General features: G+C 66.1%; 15 protein-coding genes and 1 tRNA gene. 12 read left to right on the plus strand and 4 right to left on the minus strand.

Features of this window, described 5'->3' with window-relative positions:
- Positions 1–11: 11 nt before the first annotated feature.
- The 5 genes from I8N54_RS07800 to I8N54_RS07820 all read left to right on the plus strand — a co-directional run bounded on the left by I8N54_RS07800 (position 12) and on the right by I8N54_RS07820 (position 4,675).
- Complete coding sequence (locus I8N54_RS07800) at positions 12–1,247, plus strand: ABC transporter substrate-binding protein (protein ID WP_140193101.1); 1,236 nt, start codon at positions 12–14, stop codon at positions 1,245–1,247.
- Positions 1,248–1,339: 92 nt separating this feature from the next.
- Positions 1,340–2,221, plus strand: a complete 882-nt coding sequence (locus I8N54_RS07805) for a carbohydrate ABC transporter permease (protein ID WP_197097461.1) — start codon at positions 1,340–1,342, stop codon at positions 2,219–2,221.
- A 4-nt stretch (positions 2,222–2,225) separates the two neighbouring features.
- Positions 2,226–3,077 carry a carbohydrate ABC transporter permease gene (locus I8N54_RS07810; RefSeq protein WP_140193099.1) on the plus strand — a complete coding sequence of 284 codons (852 nt, stop codon included), beginning with the start codon at positions 2,226–2,228 and terminating at the stop codon, positions 3,075–3,077.
- A 27-nt stretch (positions 3,078–3,104) separates the two neighbouring features.
- A complete protein-coding gene (gene melA, locus I8N54_RS07815; protein ID WP_140193098.1) occupies positions 3,105–4,421 on the plus strand; it encodes an alpha-glucosidase/alpha-galactosidase in 1,317 nt (438 codons plus the stop codon).
- A 178-nt stretch (positions 4,422–4,599) separates the two neighbouring features.
- Positions 4,600–4,675: transfer RNA gene (locus I8N54_RS07820), tRNA-Thr, on the plus strand.
- Between the two features lie 340 nt (positions 4,676–5,015).
- Here the strand turns inward: I8N54_RS07820 and I8N54_RS07825 are convergent.
- Entirely contained in the window at positions 5,016–5,666 is a 651-nt protein-coding gene (locus I8N54_RS07825; RefSeq protein ID WP_140193097.1) for a TetR/AcrR family transcriptional regulator, read from the minus strand.
- Positions 5,667–5,742: 76 nt separating this feature from the next.
- Here I8N54_RS07825 and I8N54_RS07830 point away from each other — a divergent pair, with 76 nt between their 5' ends.
- Positions 5,743–6,861, plus strand: coding sequence for a zinc-binding alcohol dehydrogenase family protein (locus I8N54_RS07830; RefSeq protein WP_140193096.1), 1,119 nt, complete (start codon positions 5,743–5,745; stop codon positions 6,859–6,861).
- Between the two features lie 175 nt (positions 6,862–7,036).
- Here I8N54_RS07830 and I8N54_RS07835 read toward each other — a convergent pair whose 3' ends face one another.
- The gene (locus tag I8N54_RS07835; protein WP_140193095.1) at positions 7,037–7,243 is read right to left on the minus strand and encodes a hypothetical protein; all 207 of its coding nucleotides are present in this window, start codon (positions 7,241–7,243) and stop codon (positions 7,037–7,039) included.
- A gap of 247 nt (positions 7,244–7,490) precedes the next feature.
- Complete coding sequence (gene glpD, locus I8N54_RS07840; RefSeq protein ID WP_140193094.1) at positions 7,491–9,044, minus strand: glycerol-3-phosphate dehydrogenase; 1,554 nt, start codon at positions 9,042–9,044, stop codon at positions 7,491–7,493.
- 144 nt (positions 9,045–9,188) lie between these two features.
- Here glpD and I8N54_RS07845 point away from each other — a divergent pair, with 144 nt between their 5' ends.
- On the plus strand, positions 9,189–9,980 hold the full coding sequence (locus I8N54_RS07845; protein WP_140193093.1) for a DeoR/GlpR family DNA-binding transcription regulator: 792 nt from the start codon (positions 9,189–9,191) through the stop codon (positions 9,978–9,980).
- Here the strand turns inward: I8N54_RS07845 and I8N54_RS07850 are convergent.
- Positions 9,961–10,329: a DoxX family protein gene (locus tag I8N54_RS07850; protein WP_140193092.1), complete on the minus strand. Its 369-nt coding sequence runs from the start codon at positions 10,327–10,329 to the stop codon at positions 9,961–9,963. The genes I8N54_RS07845 and I8N54_RS07850 overlap by 20 nt on opposite strands.
- 80 nt (positions 10,330–10,409) lie before the next feature.
- On the opposite strand from I8N54_RS07850, the gene I8N54_RS07855 reads away from it, so the two are divergent.
- The 5 genes from I8N54_RS07855 to I8N54_RS07875 all read left to right on the plus strand — a co-directional run bounded on the left by I8N54_RS07855 (position 10,410) and on the right by I8N54_RS07875 (position 17,768).
- Positions 10,410–12,230: an ABC-F family ATP-binding cassette domain-containing protein gene (locus I8N54_RS07855; protein WP_140193091.1), complete on the plus strand. Its 1,821-nt coding sequence runs from the start codon at positions 10,410–10,412 to the stop codon at positions 12,228–12,230.
- Between the two features lie 274 nt (positions 12,231–12,504).
- Positions 12,505–14,754: an SEL1-like repeat protein gene (locus I8N54_RS07860; RefSeq protein ID WP_140193090.1), complete on the plus strand. Its 2,250-nt coding sequence runs from the start codon at positions 12,505–12,507 to the stop codon at positions 14,752–14,754.
- A gap of 11 nt (positions 14,755–14,765) precedes the next feature.
- On the plus strand, positions 14,766–15,518 hold the full coding sequence (locus I8N54_RS07865; RefSeq protein WP_140193089.1) for a DUF459 domain-containing protein: 753 nt from the start codon (positions 14,766–14,768) through the stop codon (positions 15,516–15,518).
- Positions 15,515–16,360: an SGNH/GDSL hydrolase family protein gene (locus tag I8N54_RS07870; RefSeq protein ID WP_140193088.1), complete on the plus strand. Its 846-nt coding sequence runs from the start codon at positions 15,515–15,517 to the stop codon at positions 16,358–16,360. The genes I8N54_RS07865 and I8N54_RS07870 overlap by 4 nt, the downstream gene beginning before the upstream one ends.
- 19 nt (positions 16,361–16,379) lie before the next feature.
- Positions 16,380–17,768, plus strand: coding sequence for an MBOAT family O-acyltransferase (locus I8N54_RS07875; protein ID WP_140193087.1), 1,389 nt, complete (start codon positions 16,380–16,382; stop codon positions 17,766–17,768).
- Positions 17,769–17,775: the final 7 nt, after the last annotated feature.

The following is a 17,775-nucleotide window of genomic DNA, read 5'->3' on the forward strand; positions in this document are numbered from 1 at the left end:
GAGAGGTAACAATGAAACGACATCTGATCACGGCGAGCGCGCTTGCGCTGGTGGCCGGTGCCGCGCAGGCGCAGGTCGAACTGAAATACATGATGTGGGGCGACCCGCCCGAAATCGCGGTCTGGGAACAGCTCGTCTCCGACTTCCAGGAAACCCATCCCGATATCTCGATCTCCGTCGAGGTCGCCGACTGGGACAGCTACTGGAACAAGCTGCGCGTCACGACCGCCGGTGGCGACGCGCCCGACATTTTCGCAATGGACGCGCCCGTATATCCAGACTGGCAGAGCCGCGGCACGTTGCTGAACCTCCAGCCCTACATCGACGCCGATCCGGGCGCGCTGGACGGTGTCTACGAAGGCCCGCTCTCGTCCTACGCCCTCGAAGACGGCTATTACGGGATGCCGCGCGACTTCCAGACCATCGTGCTCTACTACAACACCGCGATGTTCGACGAGGCAGGGCTCGACTATCCGGACGACAGCTGGACGCTCGACGACCTGCGGGCGGCGGCCGAGGCGCTGACCATCGACAAGGATGGCGACGGCACGATCGACCAGTGGGGTATCGGCACCGAGGCCTGGGACATGGAGCCTTTCTGGGGGCCCGTCGTCTACGGCTACGGCGGCGACATCATCAGCGAGGACGGCAGCACCACCCTGCTGACCGAGGGCGCGGCGCCCGAGGCCTTCGCGTACGTCCAGGGCCTCTTCGACGACGGGCTGATCATGTCCGAAGAGGATCTCGACAGCTACGGTTGGGACGGGCTCTATGCCGGGGTCGCGGCCATGGCCTTCTCCGGCCACTGGGTCGTGCCGGCCTACTCCGAGCTCGATTTCGACTGGGCCGTCGCACCGTTCCCGGCCGGTCCGGAGGGCCGCGCCACGCTGGTCAACAGCGCCGGCATTGTCGCGTCCTCCAGCACCGAATATCCGGACGAGGCGTGGGAGTTCATCAGCTATGTAATCAGCGAAGAGGGGCAGTCGACCCTCGCGCAACTCGGCTTCGCCATCCCGGTGAACGAGGCGGCTGCGACCGGGCCTGCCTACCTCGAGCAACCCGTCGAGGCCGACCATCAGCTCTTCGTCGACGCGCTCGATTACGCGCACACCAAGCCGTCGTTCCTCGGTTACGAGGAATGGTCGGAGATCGTGGGCGAGCCGCTCTCGATGGTCTGGCGCGGCGAGATGAGCCTCGACGACGCGATGTCCGAGATCGGCGATTATGCGGACGACGCGCTCAACTGAGCGCGCGGCGGCCCCGCACCCTTGCAACTCCACCTTCTTCCCTGGGTGAGACGGGTGCGGGGCCCCACGATGACAACGAGGCAGCAGCAACCATGAGTGTGGCGGGTTTCTCCCCCAAGGGCGGCGAGCGGGTCTGGGCCGCGGCGCTGATCTTTCCGACGATGGTCGGCCTCGCGCTCGGCGCGCTCGGCTCGATCGTTGCGACGATCGGCCTGTCCTTCTTCGACTGGGATCTCTTCACCACGCCCGAGCTGGTCGGGCTAGAGAACTACACCGACCTGCCGGGCGACCGGCGCTTCATGCGGGCGCTGACGAACACGCTGATCTTCTCGGCGATCTACGTGCCCGGCACGGTCATCCTGTCGATGCTGATCGCGGTGCTGCTGAACCGCCAGATCCACGGCAAGAGCGTCTTCCGGTTGATCTACTTCCTGCCCGTCGTCTCGTCCCCCACAGCGGTCGGGCTGGTCTGGAGCTGGATCTACTCCAAGGACCAGGGCGTGCTGAACGCGATGGTGACCGGTCTCGGCATGGAGCCGGTGCATTGGCTGGGTCGCGACCTGGCACTTTACTCGGTCGTGGTCGTCAATATCTGGGGCGCGATCGGAGAGGGGATGATCATCTTCCTCGCCGGGCTGCAGGCGATCCCGAAGGACGTCTACGAGGCGGCGATGCTCGATGGCGCGGATCGGGTTCGCACGTTCCTGCGGATCACCATGCCGCTGCTGATCCCGTCGATCTTCTTCCAGTCCATCCTGTCGACGATCAACGCCTTCCAGGCCTTCGACTATGTCTACATCCTGACCCAGACCCAGGGCGGCGGCTCGACCGTGCCGACGCTGGTCTTCAACCTCTACCGGGAGGGGTTCAACAACTTCCGGATGGGCAACGCGGCGGCGCAGGCGGTCGTACTGGCGGCGATGATCATGGTGCTGACGCTGATCTACAACCGCATGCAGAAGAAGTGGGGCTGACCGGATGAGCAACGCGCACCTCCTCAAGCCCACCTTCGGCAACCACCTGCGGGAGAACTGGATCTTCTACGCCCTGCTGCTGGCCGGGTCGGTCATCATGGTGGGGCCTTTCGCGTGGATGTTGTCGACCTCGCTCAAGGTGCCGGGCGACCAGTTCGACCAGCGGCTGATCCCGCAACGCACGACGCTCGAGAATTTCGCGCTGGCGTGGGAGCGGATGGATTTCAGCCACCTGATGTGGAACTCGTTCCGGATCGCGATGCTGTCGACGATCGGGCAGGTGCTGACCTGCTCGATGGGGGCCTTCGTCTTCGCCGTGGTGCGGTTTCCGGGCCGCGAAGTGCTGTTCGTGCTGCTGCTGGCAACGCTGATGATCCCCTATCAGATGACGGTGATCCCGCAGTTCCTGATCTTCCGGGCCGTCGGGCTCTATGGCACCGGCGCGCCGCTCTGGCTGCCGCAGTTCCTCGGCGGGGCGTTCGGGGTGTTCCTCGTGCGGCAGTACTTCCGGTCGATCCCGACGGATCTGCTGGATGCCGCGCGGCTCGACGGGGCGTCGCTGTTGTCGATCTACTGGCGCATCTACCTGCCGCTGGCGAAACCGGCGCTGGCCGCGCTGGCGATCTTCGCCTTCATGACCTCATGGAACGACCTGTTCGCCGCGCTGATCTACCTGCCGTCCGACCTCGAAAAGACGACGCTGCCGGTGGGCCTGTCCCTGTTCGACCGGCTCTACCGGGCGCAATGGACGATCATGATGGCGGCCGTGCTGATCTCGGTCGCGCCGATCATGGTCGCGTTCTTCCTCGTCCAGAAACAGTTCATCCAGGGCATCGCCATGACCGGCGTGAAGTAAGCCCCTAAAAACCAACGGAGACTATCCATGACACGTATCTGCCTCGTCGGGGCGGGCAGCACCGTCTTTGCCCAGAACATCCTGGGCGATGTGCTCAGCAATCCCGAGTTGCAACATGCCGAGATCGCGCTGCACGACATCGACGGCGAGCGGCTGAAGACATCGGGCATCGTTGCGCGACGCATCGGCGAGACGCTCGGCATCCGCGATCTGAAAGTGGAAGAGCACCTCGAGCGGCGACCGGCGCTGAAGGGCGCCGATTTCGTGATCCTGATGATGCAGGTCGGCGGCTACAAGCCCGCCACCGTGACCGATTTCGAGGTGCCGGCGAAGTACGGCCTCGGCCAGACGATCGGCGACACGCTCGGCATCGGCGGGATCATGCGTGGCCTGCGGACCATCCCGGTGCTCTTCGACATATGCCGCGACATGGAGGAGCTCTGCCCCGACGCCATCATGCTGCAGTACGTGAACCCGATGGCGATGAACTGCTGGGCGATCAAGGACCAGTTCGCGGGGCTCAGGACGGTCGGGCTGTGCCATTCGGTGCAGGAGACGGCGCACGACCTGGCCAGCGTGCTGGGCGAGGACCCGGCGACGCTGAACTACCGCTGCGGCGGGATCAACCACGTCGCTTTCTACGACCGGTTCGAGAAAGTGTTCCCCGACGGCTCGCGCGAGGATCTCTACCCGCGTCTGAAGCAGATCGCGCAGGAACGGACCTATCCCGAGTATGACGAGGTGCGCTTCGACATGCTCCGCCGCGTCGGCCATTTCGTGACCGAAAGCTCGATGCATTTCTCCGAATACAGCGCCTGGTATCTGAAGGCGACGCAGCCCGAGAATGTCGAGAAGAACAAGCTGAGGATCGGCGAATATCTCTACCGCTGCGAGGACCAGATCGAGGAGTGGCACGAGCTGCGCCGAGAGCTCGAGGGCGATGCGCCCCTCGAGGTCGAGAAGTCCAACGAATATGCCGCCGGGATCATCCAGGGCGTCGTGACCGGCGCCCCGCAGCAGATCTATGGCAATGTCCCCAATGACGGGCTGATCGCGAACCTTCCCGATGATTGCATCGTGGAAGTGCCCTGCATGGTCGACCGCAACGGCGTGCAGCCGACCAAGCTCGGCGCGATCCCCTCGCACCTCGCCTCGATCATGGGGCTGTCGATCGCGGTGCAGCGGGAAGTGGTAAATGCGGCGGTGACCGGCAAACGAGAGCATATCTACCACGCCGCGATGCTCGACCCGCACACGGCCGGGGAGCTGAACCTCGACCAGATCTGGCACCTTGTCGACGACCTGATCGAGGCACACGGCAACTGGCTGCCGGCCTATCACTGACGCGGCCTGATCCGGCGGAGCGGCTGCGCCGCGCTCGGGGAGCCCTGCCATGCGGTCGGGCGGTCGGGGGCTCTGCCCCCGCCGCCTGCGGCGGCTCCCCTGGAATATTTGCAGGCCCGAAGAACGAGAGGCGCCGACCCTTGCGCGGTGACGTCTGTCGTCGTATCTGGCGGCGAGTGCCCCTATAGCTCAGCTGGTAGAGCAACTGATTTGTAATCAGTGGGTCGGGAGTTCGAGTCTCTCTGGGGGCACCATCATTCGATAGCAGGTTGCAGTTGAACTCGGCGGTCCCGGTTGACCTCGTCGATGCATATCGACCGGAAATACCGGCATGTTTGAGGCGGTCCGACATAATGTCGCGGGACCTGCGCTGGTTCGGTTTCTGCGGGATCGCCGATGGGCCCTGGGGTGCGGGGCCAGGTTGTGGCCACGACGATTGGAAACCGAAAGCGGCGTTTTCCCGTACATCTCCCAGTCCTCCGCGTCGGCAGACTGTGAAGGATGCGGTTGCCTAGCGGTGCCAATCACCTGACAGCTCGCACAGCGGGGAATATCTGCGCCGAACATCGTCGTGCTATCGCCAATCTATCCAGATTACGCGAATACCATCCTGCAAGTCAGCCGACAGTGCTCGTCGACGAGCATCTGGGTATCGCTCCACGGGAAGTCCGGGCGTGCCAGCAGCAGTGAGACGAGTCCGTGCAGGGATGCCCAAAGGTTCTGACTTCGTAACAGGATCATTTCGGTGGAGAGGTCCGGGCGGTTCAGCCCGACGATCCGGACCAGATGCCCGAATGCACGGGGGCCGGGGTGATCGGTCTGGTTGAAAGTGGACATGCTCGCGTCTTCTGAGCCTCGCTCGTCGCCCGGGTGCTCCAGCATGAAGGCGATCCGATATGCATGCGGGTTCGAGAAGCCGAACTCGAAATAACCGCGCACCGCCTTTTCAAGTTGCGCTTCGGGGCTCTCATCCTCGGCCGCAGAGATCTTTTCTTCGAGGAGCGCGAACGCTTGAGCGGCAACCTCGTCCTTTATCTGCTGCAGGGAGGTGAAGTGCGCGTATAGGGACGGCTGCGAGATACCGACGTCCTGGGCGATATGTCGGGTCGTCACGGCATCAACCCCCATGCGGGCGAAGAGTGTGCCGGCCTTTTCTAGGATTTCCGTCCTGCGGTTGCGGCGTCTTGTTGTCTTCCTTTCGGGCGGCACGATCCGTGGTCTCTCATCGCTTGTGAACTTTGACATCTAATAATCCATGTACGGCCTTGAACGCACCCCTATCAGCGATAGTTGTTTGCCTATCAGTGATAGGAAATCTGCCATGTCATCCAACTACGCCGCCTGGCTCACCGTGCCACACGGTCGGCTCACCGTCTCTTCGGCCCCACTCACCCCGCCCGAACGAGGCCAGATCCGACTGAAGGCACGAGCGGTTGCGATCAACCCGATCGACCGGTTCAAGCAGAAGATGGGCAAGCCCCTTTATGGCTGGCGTGCCTATCCCATGGTTTTGGGCTTCGACCTGGCAGGAGAGGTGGAATCGGTCGGGCCGGGAGTCACGAGATTTGCGCCCGGCGACCGGGTCGTTTCGCTCGCCGTCGGCATGGAGAAGTCCCGTAACCGCGATGCCGAAGCCGCCTTTCAGCTTTTCACCAACGTGAGGGCCGACCTGTCTGCGCCGATCCCGGATCACATGAGTTTCGAGGAAGCGGCTGTGCTTCCGTTGGCGTTGTCAACGGCCGCTTGCGGTCTCTTCGGCGCAGACCAGCTCAATCTCCCTCGACCCGGTGGAGCCATGACGGATCAAGGACGGACGGTACTGGTATGGGGCGGCTCGACCAGCGTGGGCTGCTGCGCGATCCAGCTGGCCAAGGCGGCGGGATATCGGGTCGTGACTTCCGCGTCTCCGCGAAACTTCGACTATCTCGAACGGCTCGGCGCGGATGTCGTGCTCGACTATGCCGGCCCGGATGCCGCGCGTCGCGTCGCGCAGGCTCTCGCGGGACATAGCGTTGCCGGGGCGATCGCGATGGGCGAGGGCTCCTCCAGGGCCTGCATCGACGTGCTTGGTACAAGTGAGGGCACGCGCAAGGTCGCGATGGCGACCTTTCCGGTCGATCTCGATGCTCTGCCGGACGCGCCGGGACCCTGGACGTTGGTAACTCAGATGCTGCCACGCATGATGACTGGAATGTTCGGTCTCTGGGTCACGGCAAAGCGGCGGGGCGTGGCGCACTCGACGATATGGGGCACGTCGCTGATGGAGACCGACCTCGGCCCTGCGATTTTCGAGAATTTCCTGCCGCAGGCCCTGGCCTCTGGGCAGATCATGCCCGCACCGCCGCCGTTGGTTGTCGGCGATGGTCTCGAGGCCATCCAGTCAGCATTCGATAGGCAGCGCCAAGGAGTATCAGCCAGGAAGGTCGTTGTGACGCTCTAAGCTGCGGACCCACCGTCGCGATGGATCAGGGATGGAAGGCACCGCACGCCGTGTCAGTAGACGGCGTGCGGCATGTATCAGCGTGGGTCAGGGGGCGGGTCGAAACCGCCGAGTTGAAATTCGAGCGTCGTCGGGATGCCCGGCCCCGACAAAGGCAGCGCGTGGCCTTCGCCGATCAGAGCGCGCGCCAGGACAGCGGCGCCGGTGTCGGTATGGCGTCGCCGGCGAAAGGCGCACGAGGCACAAAGTCGAGACCTGGCTCGGGCAACTCCCGGATCATGCCCGGCAAGTTCGGTCGCAGGGTATCCGCCATCGACATCGCTTTCGAGTCCTCGGGCTCGGCACGGACCAGCGCATTCGGACGCGCCCCATGATCAGGCATGCCGGAGGCGGTTTCGTCACATATCGCGGTGCGCGCGACGACTGAGTGACGCTGACGAGTTGATGCAATGCGTAAGGTCGCGGCGACTGCCCGGTCGAAGGAACCAAGACGGATGCTCGGTCGAAACTGGAATGGGATCGCTGCAGCCGACACACGGTAAGATCGCTGCGAGCGGTCTGGCGCTTTGCTGTGGTTTCATTGATCGACTAGCAAAGTCACATGCCCCTCCGAAGGCACGATCTACCTGTCAGCGCTGCCGCCGGTCCGCCATCCAGCTGTCGAGCGTCGCGATCTGATCCGCGCTCATCCGCAGGCCGAGCTTGCTGCGCCGCCAGACCACGTCTTCGGCCGTGCGGGCCCATTCCCTGTCCATCAGCCACGCGACTTCACGCCCCGTGAGTGTCGCGCCGAAGTCGGGGCCGGGGTCATCTGACGAGGTCAGCATCTTCTCGGCATCCGTGCCGTAGGCCCGGACCAGCCGGCGCGTGGCGTAGGGCGTCAGCTCGGGGTGATCTGCGGCGAGGCGGTCGGTCAGGGCTTTCACGCCGCTCACATCGAAGTCGCCGCCGGGCAGGGGGACACCCGCCGTCCAGTCGCCCTTCGCGACGGTGAGGTGCTTTCCGATCTCGCGCATCGCGCTCTCGGCGAGGCGTCGGTACGTCGTGATCTTGCCGCCGAAGATGTTCAGCATCGGCGCCCCGGTCGAGGTGTCGACCTTCAGCACGTAATCCCGCGTCGCCGCGGTCGCCGACCGTGCGCCGTCGTCGTAGAGGGGCCGCACGCCGGAGTAGGTCCAGACGATGTCGTCCTCGCTGATGTCGCCCTTCAGGTAATGGTTCACGAAGTCGATCATGTAGCGCCGCTCATCGGGCGTGCAGACCGGCTTCTCCGACGGGTCGTGATGTTCCTGGTCGGTGGTGCCGATCAGGGTGAAGTCCTCCTCGTAGGGGATGGCGAACATGATCCGCCCGTCCTCGCCCTGGAAGAAGTAGCACTTGTCGTGGTCGAACAGCCGCTTGGTGACGATGTGGCTGCCGCGCACGAGGCGCACGCCCTCGCGGGCGTTGCTGCGTACGCGGTTGTGGAGGATGTCGCCGACCCACGGACCGCCGGCGTTGACCAGCATCTTCGCCCGGACTTCGCGGGTGGTGCCGTCCTCGTCCTCGAGCGTCACCCGCCAGTGGTCGTCCTCGCGTTCGGCCGAGGTCACCTTGGTGCGGACCATGATCGTTGCGCCGCGCGCTTCGGCATCGCGGGCGTTCAGCACGACCAGGCGGGAATCCTCGACCCAGCAGTCGGAATATTCATAGGCCTTCTCGAACCGGTCTTCGAGCGGGGCGCCCTCGGGCGCGGTGCGCAGATCGAGGGTCGAGGTCGGCGGCAGGATTTTCCGCCCGCCGAGCGTATCGTAGAGGAATAGCCCCAGCCGGATCAGGAGGGCAGGGCGGCGACCTTTCATCCACGGCATGACGGTGTTCAGAATGCGCGAGGTCGGCGTCGACCCTTCGAAGCGCATGTCCTTGTGATAGGGCAGCACGAAGCGCATCGGCCACGAGATGTGAGGCATCGCGCGCAACAGCGTCTCGCGCTCGATCAGCGCCTCGCGGACCAGGCGCACCTCGAAATATTCGAGGTAGCGCAGGCCGCCGTGGAACAGCTTGGTCGAGGCGGAGGAGGTCGCGGAGGCGAGGTCGCCCATCTCGGCGAGTCCGACGGAGAGCCCCCGGCCAGCCGCGTCCCGTGCGATGCCGCAGCCGTTGATGCCGCCGCCGATGACGAAAAGATCGTAGCTGTCGCTCATGGCCGGTCCTCCTGAGACGTGGTTGCCATGGCTGATACCAGCCCGGCGCAGATTCGAAAGTCAAATCGAACATAAACGAACGAATGTGAAAGCGCTTGACTTGTCGCGGATGCGTGGCCTCTTTGGCCGCAACGGAGATCGCCCATGACCCAGACCTTTCGCCATCCCGAGATCCTCGACATCGCGCGCCGCGACGGGCGGGTGACGGTAGAGGGTTTGGCGGAGCATTTCGGCGTCACGCACCAGACGATCCGGCGCGACCTCACCGACCTCGCGGATGCCGGACGGCTCGACCGGGTGCATGGCGGCGCGATCCTGCCGTCGCGGACGAGAAACCTCGGCTACGAGGATCGCAAGGCGCTGAACGCCGGCGCGAAGGGCGACATCGCGCGCGCCTGCGCAGCGCGGATCCCCGACGGGTCGTCCATCTTCCTCAACATCGGCACCAGCACCGAGGCCGTCGCGGCGGCGCTTTACGACCACCGCGACCTGCTGGTGGTGACCAACAACATGAACGTCGCCAACATCCTCGCAACCAACGACGGTTGCCGCGTCGTGGTCACGGGGGGCGAGTTGCGCCTGTCGGATGGCGGCCTGATCGGCGATCTCGCGGTGTCGACGATCCGGCAGTTCCGCTTCGACATCGCGGTGATCGGCTGCTCCGCACTGGACGCGGGCGGTGACGTGCTCGACTTCGACCTGCAGGAAATCGGCGTGAGCCAGGCGATCCTGCGGCAATCGCACACCAGCTTTCTCGTGGCCGACGGGTCCAAGTTCAGCCGGCGCGCGCCGGCCCGGATCACCGGTCTGTCGGAGATCGACCTGTTCCTGACGGATCAGCCGTTGCCCGGGGACCTTCTGCGGCGCTGCGGGGAGTGGGGGACGGAGGTGCAGCTTTGCCCGCCGTCAACTGCGGTCAGCGCCGGAACAGAATGAACCGGCCCGGGCCCTGCGCGGCGAGGATCAGCAGCCCTCCGGCGATGGCCCAGTTCTTGACGACGATCGTCACCTGCCACGGGTCCGCGCGCAGCTGCCAGTGGAACCAGCTCGTGAAGATGCAGTACCCCGCGAGCAGCAGCGCCCACGCCGTCACGCGCGGGCCGAGAACGAGGCAGACGGCAGCGGCGAGGTTGAACAGCGCGACGGGCCAGACGAGCCAGCCGGGCAGCCCGAGCGAGGCGATCATCTCTTCCACCGGGCCGGGGTCTCCGACTTTCTGGAGCGCGCCTCCGAGGAAGAGCAGGGCGATCAGCACGCGGCCGGCGAGGTTCATCATGTCACGCATGTCCGCGACCGTCGCAGAGCGCGGCGGCGCCTGCAAGGCAGGGCTTGCGCCGGACGGGGCGGCGGCATAGCTGGCGCGGCATGGCCCGTGCTCCTCTGCTTCAGCTCAACGATGTCTCGCTCACCTTCGGGGGCGATCCTGTCTTTTCCGACCTCTCGCTCGTCGTCCAGCCAGGTGACCGGGTGGCGCTCGTCGGGCGCAACGGCTCGGGCAAGTCGACGCTGATGAAGCTGATGGGGGGCCTGATCGAAGCGGATACCGGCGACCGGTCCGTCCCGCCCGGCATCTCGGTCGGCTACATGGAGCAGGAGCCCACGATGGAGGGCTGCGCGACGCTCGGCGACTACGCGGCCTCGGGGCTCGATCCGTCGGAAAGCTGGCGGGTGGAAGCCGTGGCCGAAGGGCTGAAGTTCGACCCGACGCGCGCCGTCGAGGTTGCAAGCGGCGGTGAGCGCCGCCGCGCCGCGCTGGCCAAGCTGATGGCCGAGGCGCCGGGGCTCATGCTGCTGGACGAGCCGACCAACCACCTCGACATCGAGGCGGTGCAGTGGCTGGAACAGGCGCTGCTCGACACGCGCGCCGCCTTCATCGTCATCTCCCACGACCGCGCCTTCCTGCGTCGTCTGACCCGCGCCACGCTCTGGATCGACCGGGGACAGGTGCGCCGGCAGGAGCAGGGCTTCGACCGGTTCGAGGAATGGCGTGACAAGCTGTGGGACGAGGAAGACCAGCAGCGGCACAAGATGGACCGCAAGATCAAGGCGGAAGCCCGCTGGGCGGTCGAGGGCATCAGCGCGCGTCGCAAGCGCAACATGGGCCGGGTCCGCGCGCTTCAGGACCTGCGGTCCGAACGCGCGGCGATGATCCGGCGGCAGGGCGCGGCGGCGCTCGCGCTCGACGAGGGGCCGAAGTCGGGCAAGAAGGTCATCGTCGCCGAGGGGCTGGTGAAGGCCTATGACGGCAAGACCATTGTGGACGGTTTCGACCTGACCGTGCAGCGGGGCGACCGGGTCGCCTTCGTCGGCCCGAACGGCGTCGGAAAAACCACGCTCATCAAGATGTTGCTGGGCGAAGTTGAGCCGGATCAGGGCGCGGTCGCACATGGCACCAACCTCGAGATCGCGGTGTTCGACCAGGCGCGGGCGCAGCTCGATACCGGGGCGACGCTCTGGGAGAACCTGACCGGCGACCCGCTGATGCGCGTCTCGGGGCAGGCGGACCAGGTCATGGTGCGCGGCACACCGCGGCACGTGGTCGGCTACCTGAAGGACTTTCTCTTCGACGAGGCGCAGGCCCGCGCGCCGGTGCGCTCCCTGTCGGGGGGTGAGCGGGCGCGGCTGCTGCTCGCCAGGCTGATGGCGAAGGAGAGCAACCTGCTCGTGCTCGACGAGCCGACGAACGACCTCGACATCGAGACGCTGGACCTGCTGCAGGACATCCTCGGAGACTACGACGGCACCGTTCTGCTGGTGAGCCACGACCGGGATTTCCTCGACCGCGTGGCAACGACGACCGTTGCGATGGAAGGCGACGGGACTGCTGTTCTCTATGCCGGGGGCTGGACCGACTACCAGGCACAGCGCGGCGAACGTGAGGCGGCGCCGACCGCGCCCGCGCAGAAGGCCCCGACAGCGAAGCCTGCGGCGTCGGAGCCTGCGCCGGCGGCCAAGAAATCCGGTCTCAGCTTCACCGAAAAGCACCGGCTTGAAGAGCTGCCCTCGGTCATCGAGCGGCTCGAGGCGGAGATCGGCAAGCTCGGCGAGTTGCTGTCGGACCCGGACCTCTTCGCCCGCGAGCCGGTGAAGTTCCGCAAGGCGACCGAGGCGCTCAGCGAGCGGCAGGACAAGCTGTCGGCGGCGGAAGAGGAATGGCTGCTGCTTGAGGAGAAGGCCGCCGGCTGATCCCCAGGATCATCCACATGAACCGTCCGGCCTAACCGACCGGAACCGTTGGCAGACAAGGGCGCCGGGCGCGTCCTATCTGCAACGCATTCACCCACGGGTCCCCGATTAACCTTACCCCCACTTGACCCTGAGGGCACCTCGCTCTCAGCTTGCCGCGGGATTCTTGGCCGGGGATGGGGGGACAACCACCTCCGGAATTTGGAAGGCAACAGGCGATCGCTGCACCGGGGGGCCGGGGCCGGCGCCCCTATTTTGGTCCGAGGAGGAAGGTTTGGCACTTCGTTCGCTGGTCACCGCGTTTTCGACCGTTCTCACGCTGGCGGCACCTTTTGCTGCCGCCCAGACCGAGGACGTCAAGACGTCCGAGGGCGCCTCTCGCCTCGTCTTCATGTCGGCCGATCCAAGCGAAGGGCGCCCCGGCAACGCCGCGCCGGACCTGAAGGTCCTCGCGCTCCCCGAACTGCCGGAAGCAGGTGAGGCCGACGTCGAAGTGCTGGCAGCCCTCCTGCGGTCGAGCCCGGTCTCCACTTTCATTGCCACGCCGGACTCGCCCAGCGGCGCACAGACCGGCGACCTGCATCTCGTACTCGATGCCACGCTCGGCGGCGCCAGCGGCGAAAGCGGTGTCTCCGTCGAAGTCGGGGGCGAGTCGATGTCGATGCAGGCCTTCGGCGAGCGGCTGAAGGCGCTGACCGACGCGCTGAACCCCGAACGCCGCCAGACGGCCTACATCCGCCTCAGCGACCCCGAAGATCACTTCGCGGGCGCGCTCGGCCAGCTTCGGTCCGCGATCGACCCGGCGGGCTTCGGCATGAGCGTTCTGATGGTCGGCGTCGATGCGGCGACCTGCGAGGGCGCGCGCTCCCCGATCCATTACACTCTGATTGGCGGCCTCGCCGATGGCGCACCGTTCGGCGACGACAACGGCAAGACCACGCTGGCCGAGGCGATGTCCTGGGTGCAGGCGTCGCTCGAACGCGACGTTGCCCGCGAGGCGCCGTGCGCCGCTCGCTACAGCCTGATCCTGCGCGGGGACCAGGACCCCGAACGGGTGCTGGTGGAGACGGGCGGCCAGCCGCTCTTCCCCGAGATGGAAACTGCCGTCTACCGCGAGAAATTCCAGTCGCTGTTCCTCATGACCTCGTCGGACAGCGCGCAGATCGGGGAGTTCCTCGACAGCTGCACCTACTGCCCGAACGAGTCGGAGCTCACCGCCCGCCAGCAGGAAATCGGTGAACGCCAGCTCGCGCTCGAGCTCGAGAAGGGCATTTGGGACGAGATCCGCGGCGACGACACGCCAGGCCGGATCGAAGTCTACCTGTCGAACTGCCAGCTCTGTGCCTACCGCGACGAAGCCGAGGCCGCGATCACGCAACTCGCCGCCGCCGAAGAGGCGCGCACCGACGAGAACGACCTGTTCCGCAACCTCGTGGCCTCGAACGACCTGCCGGGCCTGCGCGACTGGATCGACACCTGCATCGCCTGCGATTTCATTGACGATGCCCGCGAGGCCGTTGCCACGCTGGAGAACGACAGCCGCGTCGAGGAAGAGCTGTCCGCGCTCAAGGCCGCGATCGAAGCCCGCAACGCCGACGAGGTCGAAAGCTGGCTCGCCTCCTGCGAGATCTGCTCCGGCCAGGACGAGGCACAGGCCGCGCTCGACGATCTCGTCGCGCAGGCAGAAGCCGCGCGTCCCTGTGTGGAGGCTGCCGGCCTGCCGCAGCAGGGCGGACCGCGCCTTTTGACGGACATCGACCAGTCCGCCGCCCGCGCCACTTGCGGCGCCGCGCTGACCCGCTTCCCCGGCAACCCGCTGGCCGTCACGGCGCTTGGCCGGATCGAACAGGCCGCCGGCAACATGACCGAGGCTCAGGCCGCCTATGAGGCCGGCATGGAAGCCGGGATCCCCGCAGCTTACGGTCTTGCCGCGCACAGCCTCTACGCTCCCGGCAACGGCACCGTCGCAGATTACGAAGGGGCCGAGCAACTCGCCGTCGAGGGGATGCGCCGGGGCGACTGGCTGTCGGGCGAAGTGCTGACGGTGCTCTACTCGCGCGAGCTGATCGACGGAAAGGGGCCGGCCGAAGCAGCTGAAATCGCTCTGGAACATGCCGAGGCCGGGAACCCGGTCGCCCAGTTCTTCACCGGCTATTTCTACCGCATCGGTTCCGGCGTGCCGGCCAACGACCGCGAAGCCGTGCGCTGGCTTCAGGCGGCGGTGGACCGGGGCTACACGCACGCGAACTCCTTCCTCGCCGAGATTTACGAAGACGGCGGCGAAGGCGTGCCCGCTGACGCCGATGTGGCAGGTGAGCTTTACTGGTCCGCGCTCGAAGCGGGCGACCCGACGGCCACCGATCGGCTGTCTTCCCAGATCAACGATCGCCCGAGCCCCGTGGTCCGCGTGATCCAGACCCGTCTGCAACAGGCGGGCGTTTTCAACGGCCGTGTCGACGGCATCGGCGGAAACGCCACCGCGAGCGCGGTGCTCCGCTATGCCGCCTCGGTGCAAGGCCAGTGACAGAGGGACCGATGACTTCACATTGGGTACATGCCGCCGCCGCGGCGCTGCTTCTCGCGATCCCGGGCGTGTCCCGTGCCGAACCGCTCTCCTCGCTCGACTGTCCGAGCGAACCCTCAAGCATCGTCGTGCTCGGCGACTCTCTGGCAGACGGCCTCTGGGGGTCGTTCTACCGCGCCTTCATCCGGTGCGATCAGGTCACGGTGCTGCGCCGCACGACGGTGTCGGACGGCCTTGCGAAGACCTCGCCCGAGGAATGGATGACCCGGCTTGGCCCCGAGGCGCAGAATGCCGACCTGATCGTGGTGCAGATCGGGGCCAACGACATCACCAACATCCGTGAGGGCACGACCCGCCACACTTTCGGCACCGACGAGTGGCGCGCGACCTACCAGGACCGCGCCGAGCGGCTGGTCACGGCCTTGCAGGGCACCGCTCCGCAGGTCGTCTGGATGGGTCTGCCCATCGTCGGGCAGGAGCGGTTCGAGCCGAGCTACCGCGAAATCACCGCGCTGCAGGAGGCCGCCGTGACCGCTGCCGGCGCCAAGTTCGTCGATACGCACGAGCCGACCACCTTCGGGGGCGACGAGTTCGTGATGACGGCCCAATATGACGGATCCATGCGCCAGATGCGCGTCACGGACCAGGTGCACTTCACCGAACTGGGGTACGACGTCGTGGCAGGTCTCCTGCACGGCGACGTGGAAAAGATATTCTCGGCGGGCGATCGCGCCGCCGGGCTGGACGGACTGACTTTACAGTGAAACATTTTGCATGTCTCGTCGGCGGCATTACCGCCGCTGCCTTCGCCTTCTCGACGCCCGCTGCCGCGCAGGACCTCGGTCTTTCGCTGACGCAGCCCAAGGTCGCGACCATCGCGCAAACGGGCCAGACCCTGCGCCCTGGTATCACGAGCGCCGATCCGGCCCGGATGCTGGTGATCGGCGACTCGCTCGCCTCCGGCTTCGGCACGCTGCTCGAACAGCGCGCGGGCGCCCGTGATCTGCCGATGATCGTCGAGGGGCGGGGCCGGCCGTCGACCGGGCTGAGCCGTGCGGATTACTACGACTGGCCGGCGAACTTCGCGGGCATGGCAGCCGCGTCGCGCCCTGATATCGTGGTCGCCCACTTCGGCGCGAACGACATGCAGTCCGTGCTCGCGCCCGAGGGCCGCACGAACTACGGCACCGACGCTTGGGAAGACGCCTATCGCACCCAGATCCGCAAGATCCTCGATGTCGCGGCGGAGAACGACGCCGTTCTCATCTGGCTCGGCCCGGCGCCCGATGGCAGCACCAACCTGAACAACCACCTTGCCCGGCTTAACCCGTGGATGGAGGAAGAGGCGCTTGCTGCCGGTGCGAGCTTCATCCCGCTCACGCCGCTGACCGCGCCGACGGGCGTGTTCCAGCGGACGGTGACGATCGACGGGCAGGCGATCTCGATGCGGACGGCCGACGGCTCGCACTTCACGCCCCAGGGCTATGCCCTTGTCGCGAACTACGTGCTCGACCAGCTGATCGAACGCTTCCCCGAGCTGGCCCCGGTCGAGACGGCGACGACGCTCGCATCGGCGAGCGACCCGATCCAGTCCGACCTCCAGTAGAGCGGGCGGCGGACGCCGCATGGTCTTCCCAACACTCCAGTTCATCCTGTTCTTCGCGATCGTGCTCGCCCTCAATGCGGCGGTCGGCGGCCGCGGAGGCCTGCGCAAGGCGCTCCTGATCGCAGCCTCCTACGTGTTCTACGCGGTCTGGGACTGGCGGTTCTGCTTCCTCATGGCCGGCGTATCGCTGGTGGCGTGGCTCGGCGGGCTGTTCGTGAACCACGACCGCTGGGGCCGGGTGGCGAAAGTCGCCTCGTTGGTCCTGCTGCTCGGCGCGCTGGCGGTGTTCAAGTATTTCGGGTTCTTCCTGTTGTCGTTGCAACAGTTGCTGGGCGATACCGCCCTGTCGCGAGACCTGAGCTGGATGCGCATCGTGCTGCCGGTGGGGATCTCTTTCTACACGTTCCAGGCGATCTCTTACGTGATGGACGTCTCCCGCCGGACCATTGCGGCGCGGAAAAATCCTGCGGACGTGGCGCTTTACATCTCGTTCTTCCCACAGCTCGTGGCGGGGCCTATCGTGCGCGCGGCGGACTTCCTGCCGCAGATCGACCGGCCGGAGAAGGTCGATGCCGCGATGCGCGGCGCGGCGGTCGTGCTGATCCTGTCGGGGCTGTTCAAGAAGATGGTAGTGGCGAACTACCTCTCCGTCCTGCTGGTCGACCCGGTCTTCGCTTTCCCGGACGGTCAGGCGGCGCTCGTCACATGGGCGGCGGTGCTCGGTTACGGTATCCAGATCTACTGCGATTTCTCCGGCTACTCGGACATTGCCATCGGTGTGGCGCTGTTGCTCGGCTACCGGTTCGCGGTGAACTTCAACCAGCCGTACCGTGCTGCCGGGCTCGCCGATTTCTGGCGGCGCTGGCATATCTCGCTGTCCAGCTGGATCCGCGACTACCTCTATATCCCGCTCGGCGGCAACCGGGGCGGCGCCCTGCGTCGGACGTTGGTCGTGCTGACCACCATGACCCTGTCCGGTCTGTGGCACGGGGCGGGCTGGAACTTCCTGCTCTGGGGGTTCCTGCACGGTGCGGCGCTCGCGATCGAGCGTGGCATTTCCGGCAAGCTCAGGCCACTGTCGTTCCTTGCGATCCCGGTGACCTTAGTGATCGTGTTCCTGCTCTGGATCCCGTTCCGGGCGCCGACATTCGGCGACACGACTGCGATCCTGTCGGCGATGTTCCGGGCCGAGGGCATGGCACCGACCGCACTCACGCTGCAGGCCGTCGTCCTGCTGGCGATCGGGCTAGCGATGAATTGGCTGCCGCTGCGCTGGCGGGACGGGGCCGAGCGCGCGCTGATCGCCGCGCCCGCTGCGTTCCAGGCGCTGGTCCTGTCGGTCGGTGTGCTGCTGTGCTTCGCCGTGGCGCAGGACGGCGTCGCTCCCTTCATCTATTTCCAGTTCTGAGGGGGGC

It is taken from the genome of Pelagovum pacificum, assembly GCF_016134045.1.
In the GTDB taxonomy this organism is placed as follows: domain Bacteria; phylum Pseudomonadota; class Alphaproteobacteria; order Rhodobacterales; family Rhodobacteraceae; genus Oceanicola; species Oceanicola pacificus_A.

What these genes read in the sequence shown, in the direction of transcription:
- I8N54_RS07800 (WP_140193101.1), top strand. Translation starts at nt 12, where the DNA reads ATGAAACGACATCTGATCACGGCGAGCGCGCTTGCGCTGGTGGCCGGT.
- melA (WP_140193098.1), top strand. Translation starts at nt 3,105, where the DNA reads ATGACACGTATCTGCCTCGTCGGGGCGGGCAGCACCGTCTTTGCCCAG.
- I8N54_RS07865 (WP_140193089.1), top strand. Translation starts at nt 14,766, where the DNA reads ATGACTTCACATTGGGTACATGCCGCCGCCGCGGCGCTGCTTCTCGCG.
- I8N54_RS07835 (WP_140193095.1), bottom strand. Translation starts at nt 7,243, where the DNA reads ATGCCTGATCATGGGGCGCGTCCGAATGCGCTGGTCCGTGCCGAGCCC.
- I8N54_RS07825 (WP_140193097.1), bottom strand. Translation starts at nt 5,666, where the DNA reads ATGTCAAAGTTCACAAGCGATGAGAGACCACGGATCGTGCCGCCCGAA.
- I8N54_RS07875 (WP_140193087.1), top strand. Translation starts at nt 16,380, where the DNA reads ATGGTCTTCCCAACACTCCAGTTCATCCTGTTCTTCGCGATCGTGCTC.
- glpD (WP_140193094.1), bottom strand. Translation starts at nt 9,044, where the DNA reads ATGAGCGACAGCTACGATCTTTTCGTCATCGGCGGCGGCATCAACGGC.
- I8N54_RS07830 (WP_140193096.1), top strand. Translation starts at nt 5,743, where the DNA reads ATGTCATCCAACTACGCCGCCTGGCTCACCGTGCCACACGGTCGGCTC.
- I8N54_RS07855 (WP_140193091.1), top strand. Translation starts at nt 10,410, where the DNA reads ATGGCCCGTGCTCCTCTGCTTCAGCTCAACGATGTCTCGCTCACCTTC.
- I8N54_RS07810 (WP_140193099.1), top strand. Translation starts at nt 2,226, where the DNA reads ATGAGCAACGCGCACCTCCTCAAGCCCACCTTCGGCAACCACCTGCGG.
- I8N54_RS07850 (WP_140193092.1), bottom strand. Translation starts at nt 10,329, where the DNA reads ATGCGTGACATGATGAACCTCGCCGGCCGCGTGCTGATCGCCCTGCTC.
- I8N54_RS07805 (WP_197097461.1), top strand. Translation starts at nt 1,340, where the DNA reads ATGAGTGTGGCGGGTTTCTCCCCCAAGGGCGGCGAGCGGGTCTGGGCC.
- I8N54_RS07845 (WP_140193093.1), top strand. Translation starts at nt 9,189, where the DNA reads ATGACCCAGACCTTTCGCCATCCCGAGATCCTCGACATCGCGCGCCGC.